17 protein-coding genes, 1 tRNA gene and 1 rRNA gene are annotated in these 15716 nt (G+C 54.9%); 9 read left to right on the plus strand and 10 right to left on the minus strand.

Annotated elements, in window-relative coordinates; all coding sequences use genetic code 11:
• Nucleotides 1-9: 9 nt before the first annotated feature.
• Nucleotides 10-125, plus strand: a 5S ribosomal RNA gene (rrf, locus tag ACQG0S_RS01900).
• 244 nt (nt 126-369) lie between these two features.
• On the opposite strand, the gene ACQG0S_RS01905 is transcribed toward rrf, so the two are convergent.
• Nucleotides 370-445: transfer RNA gene (locus ACQG0S_RS01905), tRNA-Phe, on the minus strand.
• 169 nt (nt 446-614) lie between these two features.
• Here ACQG0S_RS01905 and ACQG0S_RS01910 point away from each other — a divergent pair.
• Complete coding sequence (locus ACQG0S_RS01910) at nt 615-1460, plus strand: AraC family transcriptional regulator (protein ID WP_023299117.1); 846 nt, start codon at nt 615-617, stop codon at nt 1458-1460.
• A 35-nt stretch (nt 1461-1495) separates the two neighbouring features.
• A complete protein-coding gene (locus tag ACQG0S_RS01915; RefSeq protein ID WP_023299118.1) occupies nt 1496-2086 on the plus strand; it encodes a LysE family translocator in 591 nt (196 codons plus the stop codon).
• Here ACQG0S_RS01915 and ACQG0S_RS01920 read toward each other — a convergent pair.
• The 5 genes from ACQG0S_RS01920 to aspA form a co-directional block, all read right to left on the minus strand.
• Entirely contained in the window at nt 2083-2658 is a 576-nt protein-coding gene (locus ACQG0S_RS01920; RefSeq protein WP_017383972.1) for a transcriptional regulator, read from the minus strand. The genes ACQG0S_RS01915 and ACQG0S_RS01920 overlap by 4 nt on opposite strands.
• A gap of 49 nt (nt 2659-2707) precedes the next feature.
• Nucleotides 2708-4411, minus strand: a complete 1704-nt coding sequence (locus tag ACQG0S_RS01925; protein ID WP_048966013.1) for a protein-disulfide reductase DsbD — start codon at nt 4409-4411, stop codon at nt 2708-2710.
• On the minus strand, nt 4387-4710 hold the full coding sequence (gene cutA / locus ACQG0S_RS01930) for a divalent cation tolerance protein CutA (protein ID WP_003855908.1): 324 nt from the start codon (nt 4708-4710) through the stop codon (nt 4387-4389). The genes ACQG0S_RS01925 and cutA overlap by 25 nt, the downstream gene beginning before the upstream one ends.
• Nucleotides 4711-4823: 113 nt before the next feature.
• Entirely contained in the window at nt 4824-6125 is a 1302-nt protein-coding gene (locus tag ACQG0S_RS01935; protein WP_008502949.1) for an anaerobic C4-dicarboxylate transporter, read from the minus strand.
• Between the two features lie 116 nt (nt 6126-6241).
• Entirely contained in the window at nt 6242-7678 is a 1437-nt protein-coding gene (gene aspA / locus ACQG0S_RS01940) for an aspartate ammonia-lyase (RefSeq protein WP_003855923.1), read from the minus strand.
• A gap of 335 nt (nt 7679-8013) precedes the next feature.
• Here aspA and ACQG0S_RS01945 point away from each other — a divergent pair, with 335 nt between their 5' ends.
• On the plus strand, nt 8014-8478 hold the full coding sequence (locus tag ACQG0S_RS01945; protein WP_003855925.1) for an FxsA family protein: 465 nt from the start codon (nt 8014-8016) through the stop codon (nt 8476-8478).
• Nucleotides 8479-8501: 23 nt separating this feature from the next.
• On the opposite strand, the gene yjeH is transcribed toward ACQG0S_RS01945, so the two are convergent.
• Complete coding sequence (yjeH, locus tag ACQG0S_RS01950; protein WP_023299120.1) at nt 8502-9749, minus strand: L-methionine/branched-chain amino acid transporter; 1248 nt, start codon at nt 9747-9749, stop codon at nt 8502-8504.
• 178 nt (nt 9750-9927) lie between these two features.
• Here yjeH and ACQG0S_RS01955 point away from each other — a divergent pair, with 178 nt between their 5' ends.
• Together ACQG0S_RS01955 and groL are read left to right on the plus strand one after the other, a co-directional pair.
• Complete coding sequence (locus ACQG0S_RS01955; protein WP_003855929.1) at nt 9928-10221, plus strand: co-chaperone GroES; 294 nt, start codon at nt 9928-9930, stop codon at nt 10219-10221.
• 39 nt (nt 10222-10260) lie between these two features.
• Nucleotides 10261-11907 carry a chaperonin GroEL gene (gene groL, locus ACQG0S_RS01960; RefSeq protein ID WP_006810416.1) on the plus strand — a complete coding sequence of 549 codons (1647 nt, stop codon included), beginning with the start codon at nt 10261-10263 and terminating at the stop codon, nt 11905-11907.
• 141 nt (nt 11908-12048) lie between these two features.
• Here the strand turns inward: groL and ACQG0S_RS01965 are convergent, their stop codons facing one another.
• Both ACQG0S_RS01965 and ACQG0S_RS01970 read right to left on the minus strand, forming a co-directional pair.
• On the minus strand, nt 12049-12510 hold the full coding sequence (locus tag ACQG0S_RS01965) for a YjiG family protein (RefSeq protein WP_048965858.1): 462 nt from the start codon (nt 12508-12510) through the stop codon (nt 12049-12051).
• Nucleotides 12507-13154, minus strand: a complete 648-nt coding sequence (locus ACQG0S_RS01970; RefSeq protein WP_048965857.1) for a nucleoside recognition domain-containing protein — start codon at nt 13152-13154, stop codon at nt 12507-12509. The genes ACQG0S_RS01965 and ACQG0S_RS01970 overlap by 4 nt, the downstream gene beginning before the upstream one ends.
• 234 nt (nt 13155-13388) lie before the next feature.
• On the opposite strand from ACQG0S_RS01970, the gene ACQG0S_RS01975 reads away from it, so the two are divergent.
• The gene (locus tag ACQG0S_RS01975) at nt 13389-13742 is read left to right on the plus strand and encodes a DUF4156 domain-containing protein (RefSeq protein ID WP_022646802.1); all 354 of its coding nucleotides are present in this window, start codon (nt 13389-13391) and stop codon (nt 13740-13742) included.
• Between the two features lie 65 nt (nt 13743-13807).
• On the opposite strand, the gene epmB is transcribed toward ACQG0S_RS01975, so the two are convergent.
• Nucleotides 13808-14836 (minus strand): EF-P beta-lysylation protein EpmB, encoded by a 1029-nt coding sequence (gene epmB, locus ACQG0S_RS01980; RefSeq protein WP_022646803.1) that lies wholly within the window; start codon nt 14834-14836, stop codon nt 13808-13810.
• Between the two features lie 40 nt (nt 14837-14876).
• On the opposite strand from epmB, the gene efp reads away from it, so the two are divergent.
• Both efp and ACQG0S_RS01990 read left to right on the plus strand, forming a co-directional pair.
• Nucleotides 14877-15443, plus strand: coding sequence for an elongation factor P (efp, locus tag ACQG0S_RS01985; protein ID WP_003855940.1), 567 nt, complete (start codon nt 14877-14879; stop codon nt 15441-15443).
• A gap of 57 nt (nt 15444-15500) precedes the next feature.
• Complete coding sequence (locus tag ACQG0S_RS01990) at nt 15501-15632, plus strand: entericidin A/B family lipoprotein (RefSeq protein ID WP_006810410.1); 132 nt, start codon at nt 15501-15503, stop codon at nt 15630-15632.
• Nucleotides 15633-15716 lie beyond the last annotated feature (84 nt).

The following is a 15716-nucleotide window of genomic DNA, read 5'->3' on the forward strand; positions in this document are numbered from 1 at the left end:
CAGAATTTGCCTGGCGGCTTTAGCGCGGTGGTCCCACCTGACCCCATGCCGAACTCAGAAGTGAAACGCCGTAGCGCCGATGGTAGTGTGGGGTCTCCCCATGTGAGAGTAGGGAACTGCCAGGCATCAATCAGGAAGAACCCCGTACCGGAAGGTGCGGGGTTTTTTGCTTTGTGCGCGGAAAAACATGCCGGATGGCGGCTTCGCCTTATCTGGCCTGCGGGTTTTGTAGGCCCGGTAAGCGCAGCGCCCCCGGGCAATGCTGGCTGCGCGACCACATCGGGAAGAGATACAGGAATAAATTTAAGGTAAGGTTTTAATAAGCGCAGAAAAGCAAAAACCCAGCCATAGGCTGGGTTCTTTAAATAGTGGTGCCCGGACTCGGAATCGAACCAAGGACACGGGGATTTTCAATCCCCTGCTCTACCGACTGAGCTATCCGGGCAACGGAGCGCATTAAACCGCAATCGCGCGCGATCGTCAACATTATTTCGGGAAAAGCTGTTCAACTGCTTAAGTTTGCGGCAATCTGTCCGTTTGTGCGCTGAAAATGCACAAATCTTCCAGACAGTTCAGGCAAGATGTGACAATGCTGACGGTAAGAGGAGGGCAGTATGGCAAACGACTGGCTTGAGCTGCGTCAGCATGCAGAAACAGGTATTGAGACAATTAAGGCGCATTTCGAAGGACACGCCTTTGATCCCCACTGGCATGATAGCTATCTGGTCGGAATAACCCTTTCCGGTACCCAGCAGTTCCACTGTCGCCGTGAACGCCACCGTAGCCAGCCGGGCGATGCTTTTTTACTTGAGCCTGGTGAAATTCATGACGGTGATGCACCGGTAGAGGGTGGCTTTACTTATCTGACCTTTTATCTGGATGAACACTGGCTCACCCGTACGCTTCAAGGGCTGTATGACTCTACACCCGGGAGTTACACCCTCCACTTTGCCCAAACGCTAACGCGAGAGCCTCAGCTGGTGCGCGCTATCGGTGATACATTTGCCTCGCTGCATAACGATGAGATGAAGATCGTACAACAGAGCACAATGGATAACCTGCTCACTAAGATTACAGCCCACTGCCACTGGCGGAAGAAACTCCCGTCGCAGTTACAAAGCTCCGCTGTGGCGCATCGTGCCCGCGACTATCTCTATGCGCATATCGGCGAGAACGTGGGGCTGTCAGACCTTGCGCGGGAGACGGGGACGGATCGCTTTACGCTCACCCGCTGCTTTAAGCGCGAATTTCACCTTGCGCCGCACGCCTGGCTTATCCAGCTGCGCCTGGCAAAGGCCCGACAGATGCTGGCGTATGGGGAACTGCCTGTTGATGTGGCGACGGCAGTAGGTTTTGCCGATCAAAGCCATCTTGGTCGCTGGTTCCAGCGGGCGTACCGTATTTCTCCGGCACACTACCGTCGGTTGTGCACAAACCTTCCAGACGTTTCCAGAAAATAACGGCACATTCATGGCTCTACTAAAAGGAGCCACCTGTGAATTTAATACCCTTCCTGCTGTTTGCATTTGTCGCCTCGATTACGCCGGGGCCAACCAATATTTTGGTACTGGCTAACAGTCAGCACTTTGGCGTAAAAAATACGATTCCTGCGATCCTGGGTGGGTGTATTGCCGCCAGCGCTATTGTTCTGGTTTCAGGCGCTGGGGCAGGAGAAGTGTTACGCCAGTATCCGCTGATACGTCAGGTGATGAGCTGGGCGGGTGTGCTGTGGCTTTCCTGGATGAGCTGGCAGCTGTTTAGCGCCCCGGCCGCGAATCTCTCCTCCAGGCGTCATGTGCGATTTACCGCGCGGGCAGCGGCGTTATTACAGGTTGTAAACCCAAAAACCTGGATGATGGCGCTGGCCGTCGTCAGCCTGTTTGCTCCGGCAAGCGACCATGCATTACGGGATATTTCGCTGATGGCGCTATGGTTTCTGGCGATCTCAGTGGTCTGTTTGTTGTGCTGGGCGTGGCTGGGGAAGGCGGTGAACCGGATTTTCCGCACCACCGTGGCGATGGTGCGATTTCAACGTGCAATGGCGCTGTGTTTGTTTATTTCCGCCTGGACGGGAATGCTGGCTTAGGTCAGTGCACCACCCATACGGCACTGCGCAAACCGCAAAATATCTTCCGCCAGACGGTGCGCCGTATCCACATCCGCCTGGCTACGGTTCACCAGCATGCGGCTCAGGCAACCTTCCAGCACCAGCTCCATCTGCTTCGCGACCATTGCCGGATCATCCACTTCAAGTGTGGTCAGCAGCTCGTGTGTGAACTCGTGCGCGGCTCGTTTTTGCTGATCTGCCAGTTGATGGATGGGATGTCCGGGATCCGGATAGTAGGTGCAGGCGGCGATAAACAGACAGCCTGGGTAACGGTTGTTGGTGACACACTCCGTCAGTGCGGTATAGCGTGCCAGCAGCTTTTGCTCGGTGGTCAGCTCTTCATTCAGCATCAGTTGCCTGCGCCAGATATCCACCTGCTGGCTGAGATAGCGCAGGGCATCATACAGCAGCGCCTCTTTATCCGGCCAGAAGCGCTTAAGTTCATCCAGAGGGTAATCGATACGGTCGGCTACCATCTCAAGCGTGGTGCTGGCGATCCCTTGAATCTCAAGTAATTGCAGGGCTTGTCCCAGTACGTCTTCGCGTTGCACGGTTATCTCCTCCGCTATTCCCAACGGTTTGTCCCGTCTAAAGTGTTGTTTACGGTTGGCGATTGCGCAAATGCGCGTTGAATGCCGTCGCGTCCATAAACCCGGTTACACGCTGCGTCAGCTGTTCTTCCCCCTGTTCATTGAAGAACAGGATGGTAGGCAGCCCGAGCACGTTAAGTTGCTTCAGCAGAGCCTTATCCTGCGCGCTGTTGGCGGTAACGTTCGCCTGGAGCAGAACGGTATCGCTCAGCGCATGTTGTACCTGCGGATCGCTGAAGGTGTATTTTTCAAACTCTTTGCAGGCCACGCACCAGTCGGCATAGAGATCGAGCATGACCGGTTTGCCTTTCGCCTGCACCAGGGCGCGGTTGAGATCGTCCACGTTTTTAATCTGTATAAAATTCAGATGAGCCTGCGTCTGATCTGTCGGGGTGCCAAACGCCCAGTCCTGTAGCGGACGGACGCTCACCAGCGCGGCCGCCAGCAGAAGGATCTGTAGCAGGCGCATCCACGGTTTCTTCGCACCCAGACTCACGATAAATGCCCAGCTGAAGAAGGCCACGCCGAGCATAGCCCACAGACGCGTACCCCACACATCACCGATGATGCGTTCCAGCAGGAATACCGGTAGCGCCAGAATGACAAAACCAAACGCTGTTTTCACTGTCTCCATCCACGGGCCGCTCTTCGGCAGCAGACGATTGCCAAATACCGTCACAAGGATCAGCGGCAGACCCATGCCGAGCGCGTAAAGGTACAGCGTGCCGCCGCCGAGCCAAAGGTTGCCGCTCTGGGCAATGTATAACAGGATGGCGCTCAGCGGCGCGGTGGTGCAAGGGGAGCAAATCAGCCCGGCGATGGCACCCATGGCGAACACGCCGCCCGCAGAGCCCCCCTGCTGACGGTTGCTCATTAGCGTCAGACGGGTTTGCAGGGAAGAGGGCAGTTGCAGAGTGAACAGGCCAAACATCGACAGCGCCAGCAGAATAAACACTGCTGACAGTCCGATAAGCATATAAGGGTGCTGAAGGGCGGCCTGGAACTGCAACCCGGCAGCGGCGACCACGAGGCCGAGCGCCGTATAGGTTAACGCCATGCCCTGCACATAGATAAAGGCCAGCAACAGCGCGCGGGCGGTGGAAAGGCGTTGCTTACCACCCAGCACGATGCCAGAGATAAGCGGGTACATAGGCAGTACGCAGGGCGTAAAGGCGATGCCGATACCAATCAATAACGCCCAAAGCGCTGAGAACGGAAGGTCTGAAGCGGCTTCGCCTTCACCCCTCACACTGGCCATTTCCCCTGAGGGGAGAGGGGAGGCCGCCGCTTTCACTTCGCTAAGCGGAACGACCTTTGTTTCAGGGGGATAGCAGAAGCCCGCATCGGCGCAGCCCTGATACGTCACCGTCAGGGTAGCGCCTTTATCCGCCTGATTCACCGTGACGGGCACGCTTAAGCGCTGGCGATAAATTTCACTTTTACCGTAGAACTCGTCCTCGTGCCATTCGCCAGCGGGCATCTGCAATGCGCCGACGTCAGCCTTTGCCGGCGTGATGCTGACCTGCTTGCGATAGAGGTAGTAACCCTCTTTCACCTGCCAGGTGAGGCTGAGATCGTGCTGGTTTTGCTGAAAGTCGAAAACGAATGCCTGGTCGGCAGGAATAAAGTTCGAACGGCCGGGCGCGTCAAACAACCCGGCAAAAACTGACGTGCTGCACAGCAGCAGGATCAGCGTAAAGAAGCGTTGAGCCATGAGAGATAATCGTTATCGCCGTGGACCACTGGCAGCACCAGCAGCTCCGGGGTTTGGTAAGGATGATGAGACTTGAGGCAGTCGAGGAGCGCCTGCTGGTTGGTCAGATTGGTTTTGAGCAACATCTGGACTTCGTACTCTTGCTCCAGCTTGCCTTCCCAGTAATAAAGGGAGGTGGCGCCGGGAAGTAGCGTGACGCAGGCAGCCAGTTTTTCGGCCAGCACTTTGGCGGCGAGATCCTGGGCAGAAGCTTCATCAGGGGCGGTACACAGTACAACAACAGCATCAGGCGTGTTCACGAGTCGACCTCCTCATCACGAAAGTCTTCACTATATCACGCCATGTGATTGGTCATTAATGAAACGGGCCGCAGCGCGGCCCGTTTTTAACTATTTTTACAACGGCTAACCGTTTACAGCACAATGCCGCCGATGATAAAGCCGAGGACCACGCAGAGCGTAATCGCCACCACGCCCGGGATGAGGAACGCGTGGTTAAACACGTATTTACCGATACGGGTCGAGCCGGTGTCATCCATCTCAACCGCGGCCAGCAGGGTTGGGTAGGTTGGCAGCACGAACAGGGCGGAAACCGCCGCGAAAGAGGCAATCGCCGTCAGCGGCGTCACGCCCAGCATCAGTGCCGCAGGCATTAGCGCTTTGGTGGTCGCAGCCTGGGAGTACAGCAGCGTTGCGGCAAAGAACAGCACCACCGCCAGTAGCCACGGATAGTTGTGCAGCAGGTCGCCTGCAACTGTCTGGATATCGCTGATGTGCGCTTTCACGAAGGTGTCACCGAGCCACGCCACACCCAGCACGCACACGCAGGCGCTCATACCGGATTTGAAGGTGCTGGCGTTCAGCACTTCGCTGGTGTCGATTTTACAGGTGATACTGATCAGCGTCGCGATGGTCAGCATAAATACCACAATCGCTTCGTTACGCGGCAGAACCGGGTTCTGGATCAGACCTACCGTATCGCTGATGGCGGTCGCGTAGAACATCACGGCGACGATACCAATCAGGAACAGCAGCACGGAGCGTTTTGCATGCGGCTTCAGCTCAAAGACCTGGCTACCGCGCAGGCTCACTTCACCTTTTGCCAGACGCTCCTGGTAAACCGGATCGTCTTTCAGCTCGGCGCCGAGGAAGTTACACAGCACGGCAGTGATCATTACCGCAATCAGCGTGACCGGAATACAGATCGCCAGCAGCGTCAGATAACTTACGCCCATCGGCTCGAGAATACCCGCGAAAAAGACCACCGCCGCGGAAATGGGCGAGGCGGTGATCGCAATCTGGGAGGCGACTACAGCAATAGAAAGAGGGCGAGACGGGCGAATACCCTGCTCTTTCGCCACTTCGGTGATGACCGGCAGCGTGGAGAAAGCGGTATGGCCAGTACCGGCGAGAATGGTCATAAACCAGGTCACCAGTGGGGCAAGGAAGGTGATGTATTTTGGATGACGACGCAGCATACGCTCCGCCAGGCTCACCAGGTAGTCCATACCGCCAGCGACCTGCATGGCCGCAATGGCAGCGATAACCGCCATGATGATTTCGATAACGTCAAAAGGGATTGCGCCGGGTTTAATCTGAAAGATCAGGGTAAGTACGAGCACGCCGAGACCGCCGGCAAAGCCGATGCCGATACCCCCGAGTCGTGCGCCCAAATAAATCGCCAACAGGACGATGACGAGTTCTGCTCCAAACATAAAGACCTGCCTTGCTTATTAACAAGTTGATATTGAATTGTTGTGTTTTGGTAACGGCTATAAAGAAAAAAGGCACGTCACAAGTGACGTGCCTTTCGGAAGCTTAGCCTGAACGGTTACTGTTCGCTTTCATCGGTATATCGTTTCGCTTTATATGCCGGGTGCATCAGGTTCTGGGCGGAGAAGATATCGTCCAGTTCGGCTTCGGTCAACAATCCTCGCTCGAGAACCACCTCACGCACGCTCTTACCGGTTTCGGCACAAATCTTCCCGACGATATCGCCGTTGTGGTGGCCGATGAACGGGTTGAGGTAGGTGACGATGCCGATGGAGTTATAGACGTAGCCTTCACACACTTCTTTATTCGCGGTGATGCCGTTAATGCATTTTTCCAGCAGGTTGTAGCAGGCGTTGGTCAGAATGTGGATAGATTCAAACATCGCCTGGCCAATCACCGGCTCCATTACGTTCAGCTGGAGTTGACCGGCTTCGGAGGCCATGGTGACGGTCGTATCGTTACCAATAACCTTGAAGCAAACCTGGTTCACCACTTCTGGCACCACCGGGTTCACTTTAGCTGGCATGATGGATGAACCCGCCTGCAACTCTGGCAGGTTGATTTCATTCAGGCCAGCGCGCGGACCGGAGGAGAGCAGGCGCAGGTCGTTACAGATTTTGGACAGTTTCACCGCCAGACGTTTCAATGCGCTGTGCACCATCACGTAGGCGCCGCAGTCTGAGGTGGCTTCAATCAGGTCTTCTGCAGGCACAACCGGCAGGTTGGACACTTCAGCCAGCTTCTGTACCGCCAGCTGCTGATAGCCATCCGGGGTGTTCAGGCGTGTACCGATGGCGGTAGCACCCAGGTTCACTTCCAGCAGCAGTTCGGACGTGCGCAGCAGGTTTTTGGTCTCTTCGTTCAACAGCACGTTAAACGCGTGGAACTCCTGGCCGAGGGTCATTGGCACTGCGTCCTGCAGCTGGGTACGACCCATTTTCAGAATGTCCTGGAACTCAACGGCTTTACGCTGGAAGCCATCACCCAGCTGATTAATCGCGTCGACCAGTTTGACGACAGAGGCATACACCGCGATGCGGAAGCCGGTTGGGTAGGCGTCGTTGGTGGACTGACATTTGTTAACGTGGTCGTTCGGGTTCAGGTACTGGTATTCACCTTTCTGATGACCCATCAGCTCCAGGCCGATGTTTGCCAGCACTTCGTTGGTGTTCATGTTGACGGAGGTGCCTGCGCCGCCCTGATAGACGTCAACCGGGAACTGATCCATGCATTTGCCGTTGTTCAGCACTTCATCGCACGCGGCGATAATCGCATTTGCAGCGCTTTTAGGAATGGTTTGCAGCTCTTTGTTTGCCAGAGCCGCGGCTTTTTTTACCATCACCATGCCACGCACAAATTCAGGGATGTCGCTGATTTTGCTGTTGCTGATGTAGAAGTTTTCAATCGCTCTCAGAGTGTGAACACCATAGTAGGCATCCGCTGGAACTTCCCTGGTACCCAACAAATCTTCTTCGATACGAATGTTGTTTAACATGTGAACCTTCTTTTCAAGCTGCCGATGGATTGTACTAAACACACAGTAGATATGTGGTTTTGAATATTTTATGACCGACGATTATTCCCTCAATCGGCCAGATGTTCGAGATCATATGCTGATGATAGCGAATTGCCGTAAGCTGGATCACTTATTATCGACCCGATTTCATGATAATTATTAATCTGTGAAATATGTCACCGCTTTAATATTTCCAGAAAAAATATCCGTGCAAACCGATTGAATTTTGGCTAACCGTCACCATTTCTTATCTACGCGCTTCGCGAACACATTCAGTCAGGGGCCAGAAGGCACCTGCCACACAGGAGATGCCAGTGCGCTGGATACCATTTATTGCTTTCTTTCTTTATGTTTACATTGAGATTTCCATTTTCATCCAGGTTGCCCATGTGCTGGGCGTCCTGCTGACGCTGATTCTGGTGATCTTCACCTCCGTCATCGGCATGTCGCTGGTGCGCAATCAGGGTTTCAAAAATTTCCTGTTAATGCAGCAGAAGATGGCCGCAGGTGAAAGCCCGGCCGCCGAGATGATCAAAAGCGTGTCGCTGATTATTGCTGGCCTGCTGCTGATCCTGCCGGGCTTCTTTACAGACTTCCTCGGCCTGCTGTTGCTGTTGCCGCCGGTGCAGAAGCATCTGACCATGAAGCTGCTGCCGCATCTGCGTTTCAGCCGTATGCCAGGCGGTGGTTTCAGCACCGGCCCGGGCGATACCTTTGAAGGGGAATATCAGCGTAAGGATGAGCAGCGCGACCGGTTAGATCATAAAGACGATCGGTAAGTTTCTTGCCCGGTGGCGCTCGCTCACCGGGCCTGCGGATTTTGCCGCTTCGGTAAAAACACCCACAGCCCCGCCAGCATGACGATGGCGTACACACTCTTCCATCCCACCATCGCCAGCAGCAGCAGGCACAGGACACACCCGATAGCCGCCAGCGCCTTAAAGCGTCCTTTCAGTAGCCGACAGCCCGCCAGCATGCACAACAGATAGATCATGATGAAAATACCGTTGGCGTAGATAATCAGCGCGTCAAGGTTGATGTCGAGGAGATAAATGGCCAGGGAACTCACCACGCAGCAGCCCAGTACGGTATTCAGCGCATTCACCGGAAGCTGACGCTTTGACAGGCGTGAGAGGGGGCTATCCGGTTTATAAAGTGCCTGAGACCACACCAGCCGGGCGAAGCTCTGAATATAGATGTTGAGGCTGGCAAAGCAGGCGAGATAGCCAATCACGCAGGCTACCCACAGGGCTTTAACGCCAAACAGCTGCACCACGATGCCCGGCAGCGACGCGGCGGCGGCTTTCTCTTCACCGAACGCGTTGAAGTGCAGCACCAGTACGGTACAGGCCCAGTACACGGTGCCCGCCAGCAGCAGGCCAATCATCAGGGCGCGGGGAAAATCACGCTCGGGCTGTTTAAACTCGGATGCCAGATGAGCGAACGCCTCCAGACCGACGAAACACCAGAACATGACGGATAGTGCAGCGAAAAGCTGTGTGTGGTCGATGTCATTAATCGCGGGGAAAGGAATATCCGCCACCGTAATGTCACCCGCAAACCAGATGGCGACGATCAGCGCGACGATTAACACGGCGACCAGCGTTTGCAGGTTGGCGCTGGAACTGGCCCCGCGTGAGCCAACCCACCAGATAATCGCTAGCGTGCCGAGTTCAGCCAGCAGCAGCTGTTCATCGTGCCAGCCAAACAGCGCCTGTCCGAAGCCGGTTGCGATATGCAGGGCTGCCGGAAGGCCAACGGGTATCACCGACAAAAATAGCCAGCCGGTGACGCGTTCCATTCGCGGCCCAAACGCCATGCCGACAAAATGCGCTACGCCGCCTGCGCTCGGGAAGTGCCGCCCGAGTATGGCAAAGACAATCGCCACAGGAAACACCAGCACGATCAGCACCGGCCATGCCCAAAGACTGTTATTGCCGGCAACCAACGCCGCCAGCGCGGGAACCGCAAAAACGCCCGTGCCTAACAAAGACGTTGAGAGTAAGCCAATGCCCTGCGCCAGCCCCAACTCCTGCCTGAGTCCACTCATTTACCTCGTCCCGCCACCATCAAAAGAGAGTGGATGGTAACACTTTCGCAAATTTTTTTTCGATTACCCCTTGAAGGGGTAAAAAGCTATCCCCATCTCTCAGGGCACTAGCCGGAAAACCGCATGCGGACCGGCGTCATCCATAACTGATAATGACTTTCTCAAAGGAGAGCTATCAATGAGTATTCGTCCGTTACATGATCGTGTGATCGTCAAACGTAAAGAAGTTGAAACCAAGTCTGCTGGCGGCATCGTTCTGACCGGTTCAGCAGCAGCAAAATCAACGCGTGGCGAAATCATCGCTGTCGGTAAGGGCCGCATCCTGGAAAACGGAACTGTGCAGCCACTGGACGTTAAAGTTGGTGACATCGTCATTTTCAACGATGGCTACGGCGTGAAATCCGAGAAGATCGACAATGAAGAAGTGTTGATCATGTCCGAGAGCGACATTCTGGCAATTGTTGAAGCGTAATTAACGCACGAAACTGTACGAATTTGAGGAAATAAGAACATGGCAGCTAAAGACGTAAAATTCGGTAACGACGCTCGTGTAAAAATGCTCCGCGGCGTAAACGTACTGGCAGACGCAGTGAAAGTCACTCTGGGCCCGAAAGGCCGTAACGTCGTGCTGGACAAATCCTTCGGCGCGCCAACCATCACTAAAGATGGTGTTTCTGTTGCACGTGAAATCGAGCTGGAAGACAAGTTCGAAAACATGGGCGCACAGATGGTGAAAGAAGTTGCCTCTAAAGCGAACGACGCTGCTGGTGACGGTACCACCACCGCGACCGTACTGGCGCAGGCGATCATCACCGAAGGCCTGAAAGCCGTTGCTGCGGGCATGAACCCAATGGATCTGAAACGTGGTATCGACAAAGCTGTCGCCTCTGCTGTTGAAGAGCTGAAAGCGCTGTCCGTACCGTGCTCTGACTCTAAAGCCATTGCTCAGGTTGGTACTATCTCCGCTAACTCCGACGAAACCGTAGGTAAACTGATCGCTGAAGCGATGGATAAAGTCGGTAAAGAAGGCGTGATCACCGTTGAAGACGGTACTGGTCTGGAAGACGAACTGGATGTGGTTGAAGGTATGCAGTTCGACCGCGGTTACCTGTCCCCATACTTCATCAACAAGCCAGAAACTGGCGCTGTTGAGCTGGAAAGCCCGTTCATCCTGCTGGCTGACAAGAAAATCTCCAACATCCGCGAAATGCTGCCAGTGCTGGAAGCCGTTGCGAAAGCAGGCAAGCCGCTGGTAATCATTGCTGAAGACGTTGAAGGCGAAGCGCTGGCGACTCTGGTGGTTAACACCATGCGTGGCATCGTGAAAGTGGCAGCGGTTAAAGCACCTGGCTTCGGCGATCGTCGTAAGGCGATGCTGCAGGATATCGCTACCCTGACCGGCGGTACCGTGATCTCCGAAGAGATTGGTATGGAGCTGGAAAAAGCGACCCTGGAAGACCTGGGCCAGGCGAAACGCGTTGTGATCAACAAAGACACTACCACTATCATCGACGGTGTGGGTGAAGAAGCCGCTATTCAAGGCCGTGTTGGTCAGATCCGTAAGCAGATCGAAGAAGCAACTTCCGATTACGACCGTGAAAAACTGCAGGAGCGCGTAGCGAAACTGGCAGGCGGCGTTGCGGTAATCAAAGTTGGTGCTGCGACCGAAGTTGAAATGAAAGAGAAGAAAGCACGCGTTGACGATGCCCTGCATGCGACCCGTGCTGCGGTAGAAGAAGGCGTAGTTGCTGGTGGTGGTGTCGCGCTGGTGCGTGTAGCCGCTAAACTGGCTGGCCTGACCGCTCAGAACGAAGACCAGAACGTAGGTATCAAAGTTGCGCTTCGCGCAATGGAAGCCCCTCTGCGTCAGATCGTGTCCAACGCCGGTGAAGAGCCATCAGTAGTTGCGAACAACGTGAAAGCGGGCGAAGGTAACTACGGTTACAACGCAGCAACTGAAGAATACGGCAACATGATCGACTTCGGTATCCTGGACCCAACTAAAGTTACCCGTTCTGCTCTGCAGTACGCGGCATCTGTAGCTGGCCTGATGATCACGACCGAATGCATGGTAACCGACATGCCTAAAGGCGACGCGCCTGACTTAGGTGCTGCTGGTGGTATGGGCGGCATGGGTGGCATGGGCGGCATGATGTAATCATGTTGTTCTGAACCTCTCAGAATGAACCCCGGGCAGCGATGCCCGGGGTTTTTTATTGCCCGTCGAGCCGTTACTCAAACAAGATGTGCATGGCGGAAGAGATGCGGTTCCAGCACTGAAAAATCCATTTTTATCTCCTCAGAAGAGTAGCTGCATCACCCACATCGAGAGCAGGGCGTTGATGACGCAGACAGCGATGATGTGCGGGTAATATTTCGGGTTCACGCCCGCGGTGCCGAGGCAGCGGCCCGTGTTTTGCACCGGATTGCCCATCAGGTAGATGGCGGGCAGCAGGATGGTGGCATCATGGCCGCTGAGCGTGCCGGCGACGACCAGGCTGGCGCAAACCCCCACGCCGCCGCCCATGCTCATCACCGATGCCAGAAGTACCGTTGCCGCCGCACCCGGAAGCGCCCACAGGGCCATGATGGGCTCGCATACCCTGCCGACAATATCCAGCAGGCCGGTCACCTTAAGCGCCTGAATGATGACAAACGCCATGACCACGTTCGGCAGCAGGCTGGTGGTGGCGATGGTAAAGCCGCGGCGGGCGCCATCGATAAACAAGTCCATGATATTTTTACGCGTCTGGGCGATCATTTTTCCTCCTGAACGCGACGAACTTCCATGTGGGCGATCCACAGTCGCAGGAAGTTCGCGCCAACAAATTTGAACACCAGAATGACGGCAAGCGGCGCGATCACCGGGACGGTAATGAAGGTAAAAAGTGCGGCACCGGAAGAAAAATAGTTGGTAATAATGGCGCTACCGCTGGTCTGGAAGGTGGCGAAAATGGCGCGTTCATGGTCAGTAATCGACCCTTCGTCGGTCAACTCTTTGGTCATCCCTGCGGCTGCATCGGTATTTTGCAGGTTGGCGATAAGCGCCAGAGAGCAGATGCCCGGCACGCCGAGCAGCGGGCGCAGAATGGGCGTCATGAGCTGTTGTGCGGCGCGCAGCCCGCCCAGCCCCTCGGTAACGGCAATGATCCCGAGCGATAAAATGACCGAGGGCGCCAGTTCAAGGGCAAACAAAAAACCGTCTTTCGCTCCTGTGCCACCCTCGCCGCGAAACGTTAGGGCGCCGTTCACCGGTCCAAAGCTGCCGTTCAGGACGGTAAAATCCAGCACGCGCCACCATTCAGTACTTTTGGCGAAAAAACCTGAGAAAAATACGATGGTGAGCACGAACGCCAGATAGCCCACCCAGGTTACTTTTTCCTCTCCTGAGGATGATGCACTCATGAAACCCCCTTTTTTTTAGTCCCGTACAAAAGTTGTACGTCGCATCACTAAAAACGATCGGGGGCTAAAACACGATATCCCAAAGGTTATTATCAGAATTCATTTAAGATGTCGGAGGAGTGCCAGCGGAATCTGGCTCGCAGAAATGCTCAGCATTTTTCTTTTGGTCATCTTTTTAGTATAAGGTTTACACGCGGACAACTACTGTCCAGCTTATTGAAAACGAGGAATAACATGCGCATAAAAGTCTGTGCAGGGATTGTAGGTGCAGCATTGCTGCTGGCGGGTTGTAGCACCAGCAATGAGCTGACGGCAGCGGGCCAGAGCGTTCGCTTTGTGGAAGATAAGCCGGGCAGCGAATGCCAGCTGTTAGGCACCGCCTCTGGCGAGCAAAGCAACTGGATGTCAGGGCAGCACGGCGAGGAGGGCGGCTCTATGCGCGGTGCGGCCAATGCCCTGCGTAATCAGGCTGCGGCAATGGGCGGCAACGTGATTTACGGGGTGAGCAGCCCGACGCAGGGTATGCTGTCCAGCTTTGTGCCAACCGCCAGCCAGATGAACGGCCAGGTCTATAAGTGCCCGAACTGATATAACATTTTGATGGCGCTGCCGCTTTACCTGTAGGCAGGTAAGCGTAGCGCCACCTGCTTTTTTTACTGCTGCCGCAGCTGCAAATCCAGCGGCGTCTTACTCGGCTCTCCGCCAATCTCACGTGCCAGCTTCGGCACCATATAACCTGAAACCAGCGTTAACAGCTCGCGCATAATCTTCCGGGCCTCTTCATCCGTCACCATGAAGTGCGCCGCGCCCTGGACGCGATCCAGAACATGCAGGTAATAGGGCATTACGCCCGCATCAAATAAGGCATTGCTGAGATCGGCCAACACGTGGGCGCTGTCGTTCACGCCGCGCAGTAATACGCTCTGGTTGAGCAGCGTCACGCCTGCCATTCGCATACGCGTCATCGCCGCACGAAAGTCCGCGTCAATTTCATTTGCATGGTTGATATGGTTTACCAGCAGCACCTGTAAACGGGACTGCTCCAGGCGCGTGACCAGGGCGTCGGTGATACGCGCCGGGATGACGATCGGTAAACGGCTGTGAATGCGCAGACGCTTAATGTGCGGGATGGTCTCAAGTTGAGTCAGCAGCCAGTCCAGCTCATGATCTTTTGCCATCAGCGGGTCGCCGCCGGAAAAGATGATTTCATCCAGTTCCGGGTGCGCTGCGATGTAGTCCAGCGCCACCTGCCAGTTGCGCTTATTACCCTGATTTTCGGCGTACGGGAAGTGGCGACGGAAGCAATAGCGGCAATTTACCGCGCACCCGCCCTTAACCAGCAGCAGGGCACGATTGCGGTATTTATGCAGTAAACCCGGTACAACACTGTTCTGCTCTTCCAGCGGATCGGTGCTGTATCCGGGGGCGGTAATAAACTCATCCTGAGAGGTCAGCGTTTGTTTTAATAATGGATCATCAGGGTTACCCTTTTCCATTCGGGCAACAAACGCGCGGGGAACGCGCAGGGCGAAAAGGCGCTTCGCCTCACGGCCTGCACGCAACGCTTCGTGCTGTTCGAGGTCTAAAAGACGCAGCAATTCATCAGGACTGGTGATTACATCGGCAAGTTGCGATAACCAATCTTCTCTGGACGGGGTGTTTAGGGTTACAATATGCGCCATTTTGTGGCTTAGCTACCAGTTAACAAATTTAGAGGGCCTTATGGCAACGTACTATAGCAACGATTTTCGTGCTGGTCTTAAAATCATGATGGACGGCGAACCGTACGCGGTTGAAGCCAGCGAATTCGTTAAACCAGGTAAAGGCCAGGCATTTGCGCGCGTTAAGCTGCGCCGCCTGCTGACCGGTACCCGTGTTGAGAAAACCTTCAAATCTACTGACTCCGCTGAAGGCGCTGATGTTGTCGATATGAACCTGACTTACCTGTACAACGACGGTGAGTTCTGGCACTTCATGAACAACGAAACCTTCGAGCAGCTGTCTGCGGACGCGAAAGCGATTGGCGACAACGCCAAGTGGCTGCTGGATCAGGCTGAGTGCATCGTGACCCTGTGGAACGGTCAGCCTATCGCGGTTACGCCGCCGAACTTCGTTGAGCTGGAAATCGTTGAAACCGATCCAGGTCTGAAAGGTGATACCGCAGGTACTGGCGGCAAGCCTGCCACCCTGTCTACCGGCGCTGTGGTGAAAGTGCCACTGTTCGTACAGATCGGTGAAGTGATCAAAGTGGATACCCGCTCCGGCGAATACGTATCCCGCGTGAAGTAATTTACGTCATGATTAAAGGCGCAGCGCCCGCTGCGCCTGATTTTGCAGGCAGGGAAGATGAAACGTACCGTTAAAATTCTGCTTCTGTTAGCGCTCTCCAGCGCAATTCTCTCCGGCTGCAACACCGCGCGTGGCGTGGGTGAAGATATCCAGGATCTCGGCCATATCATTTCCCATGCGGCCAGCTAATTCCGTCTAATTTTCCTAAAAATTCTTCCTTTTCCGTCAAACGGCAAGATTTTGTCTATTCTTAAGTTGCTATACACAAAATAA

It is taken from the genome of Enterobacter cloacae complex sp. 418I7, from assembly GCF_050030705.1.
In the GTDB taxonomy this organism is placed as follows: Bacteria; Pseudomonadota; Gammaproteobacteria; order Enterobacterales; family Enterobacteriaceae; genus Enterobacter; species Enterobacter intestinihominis.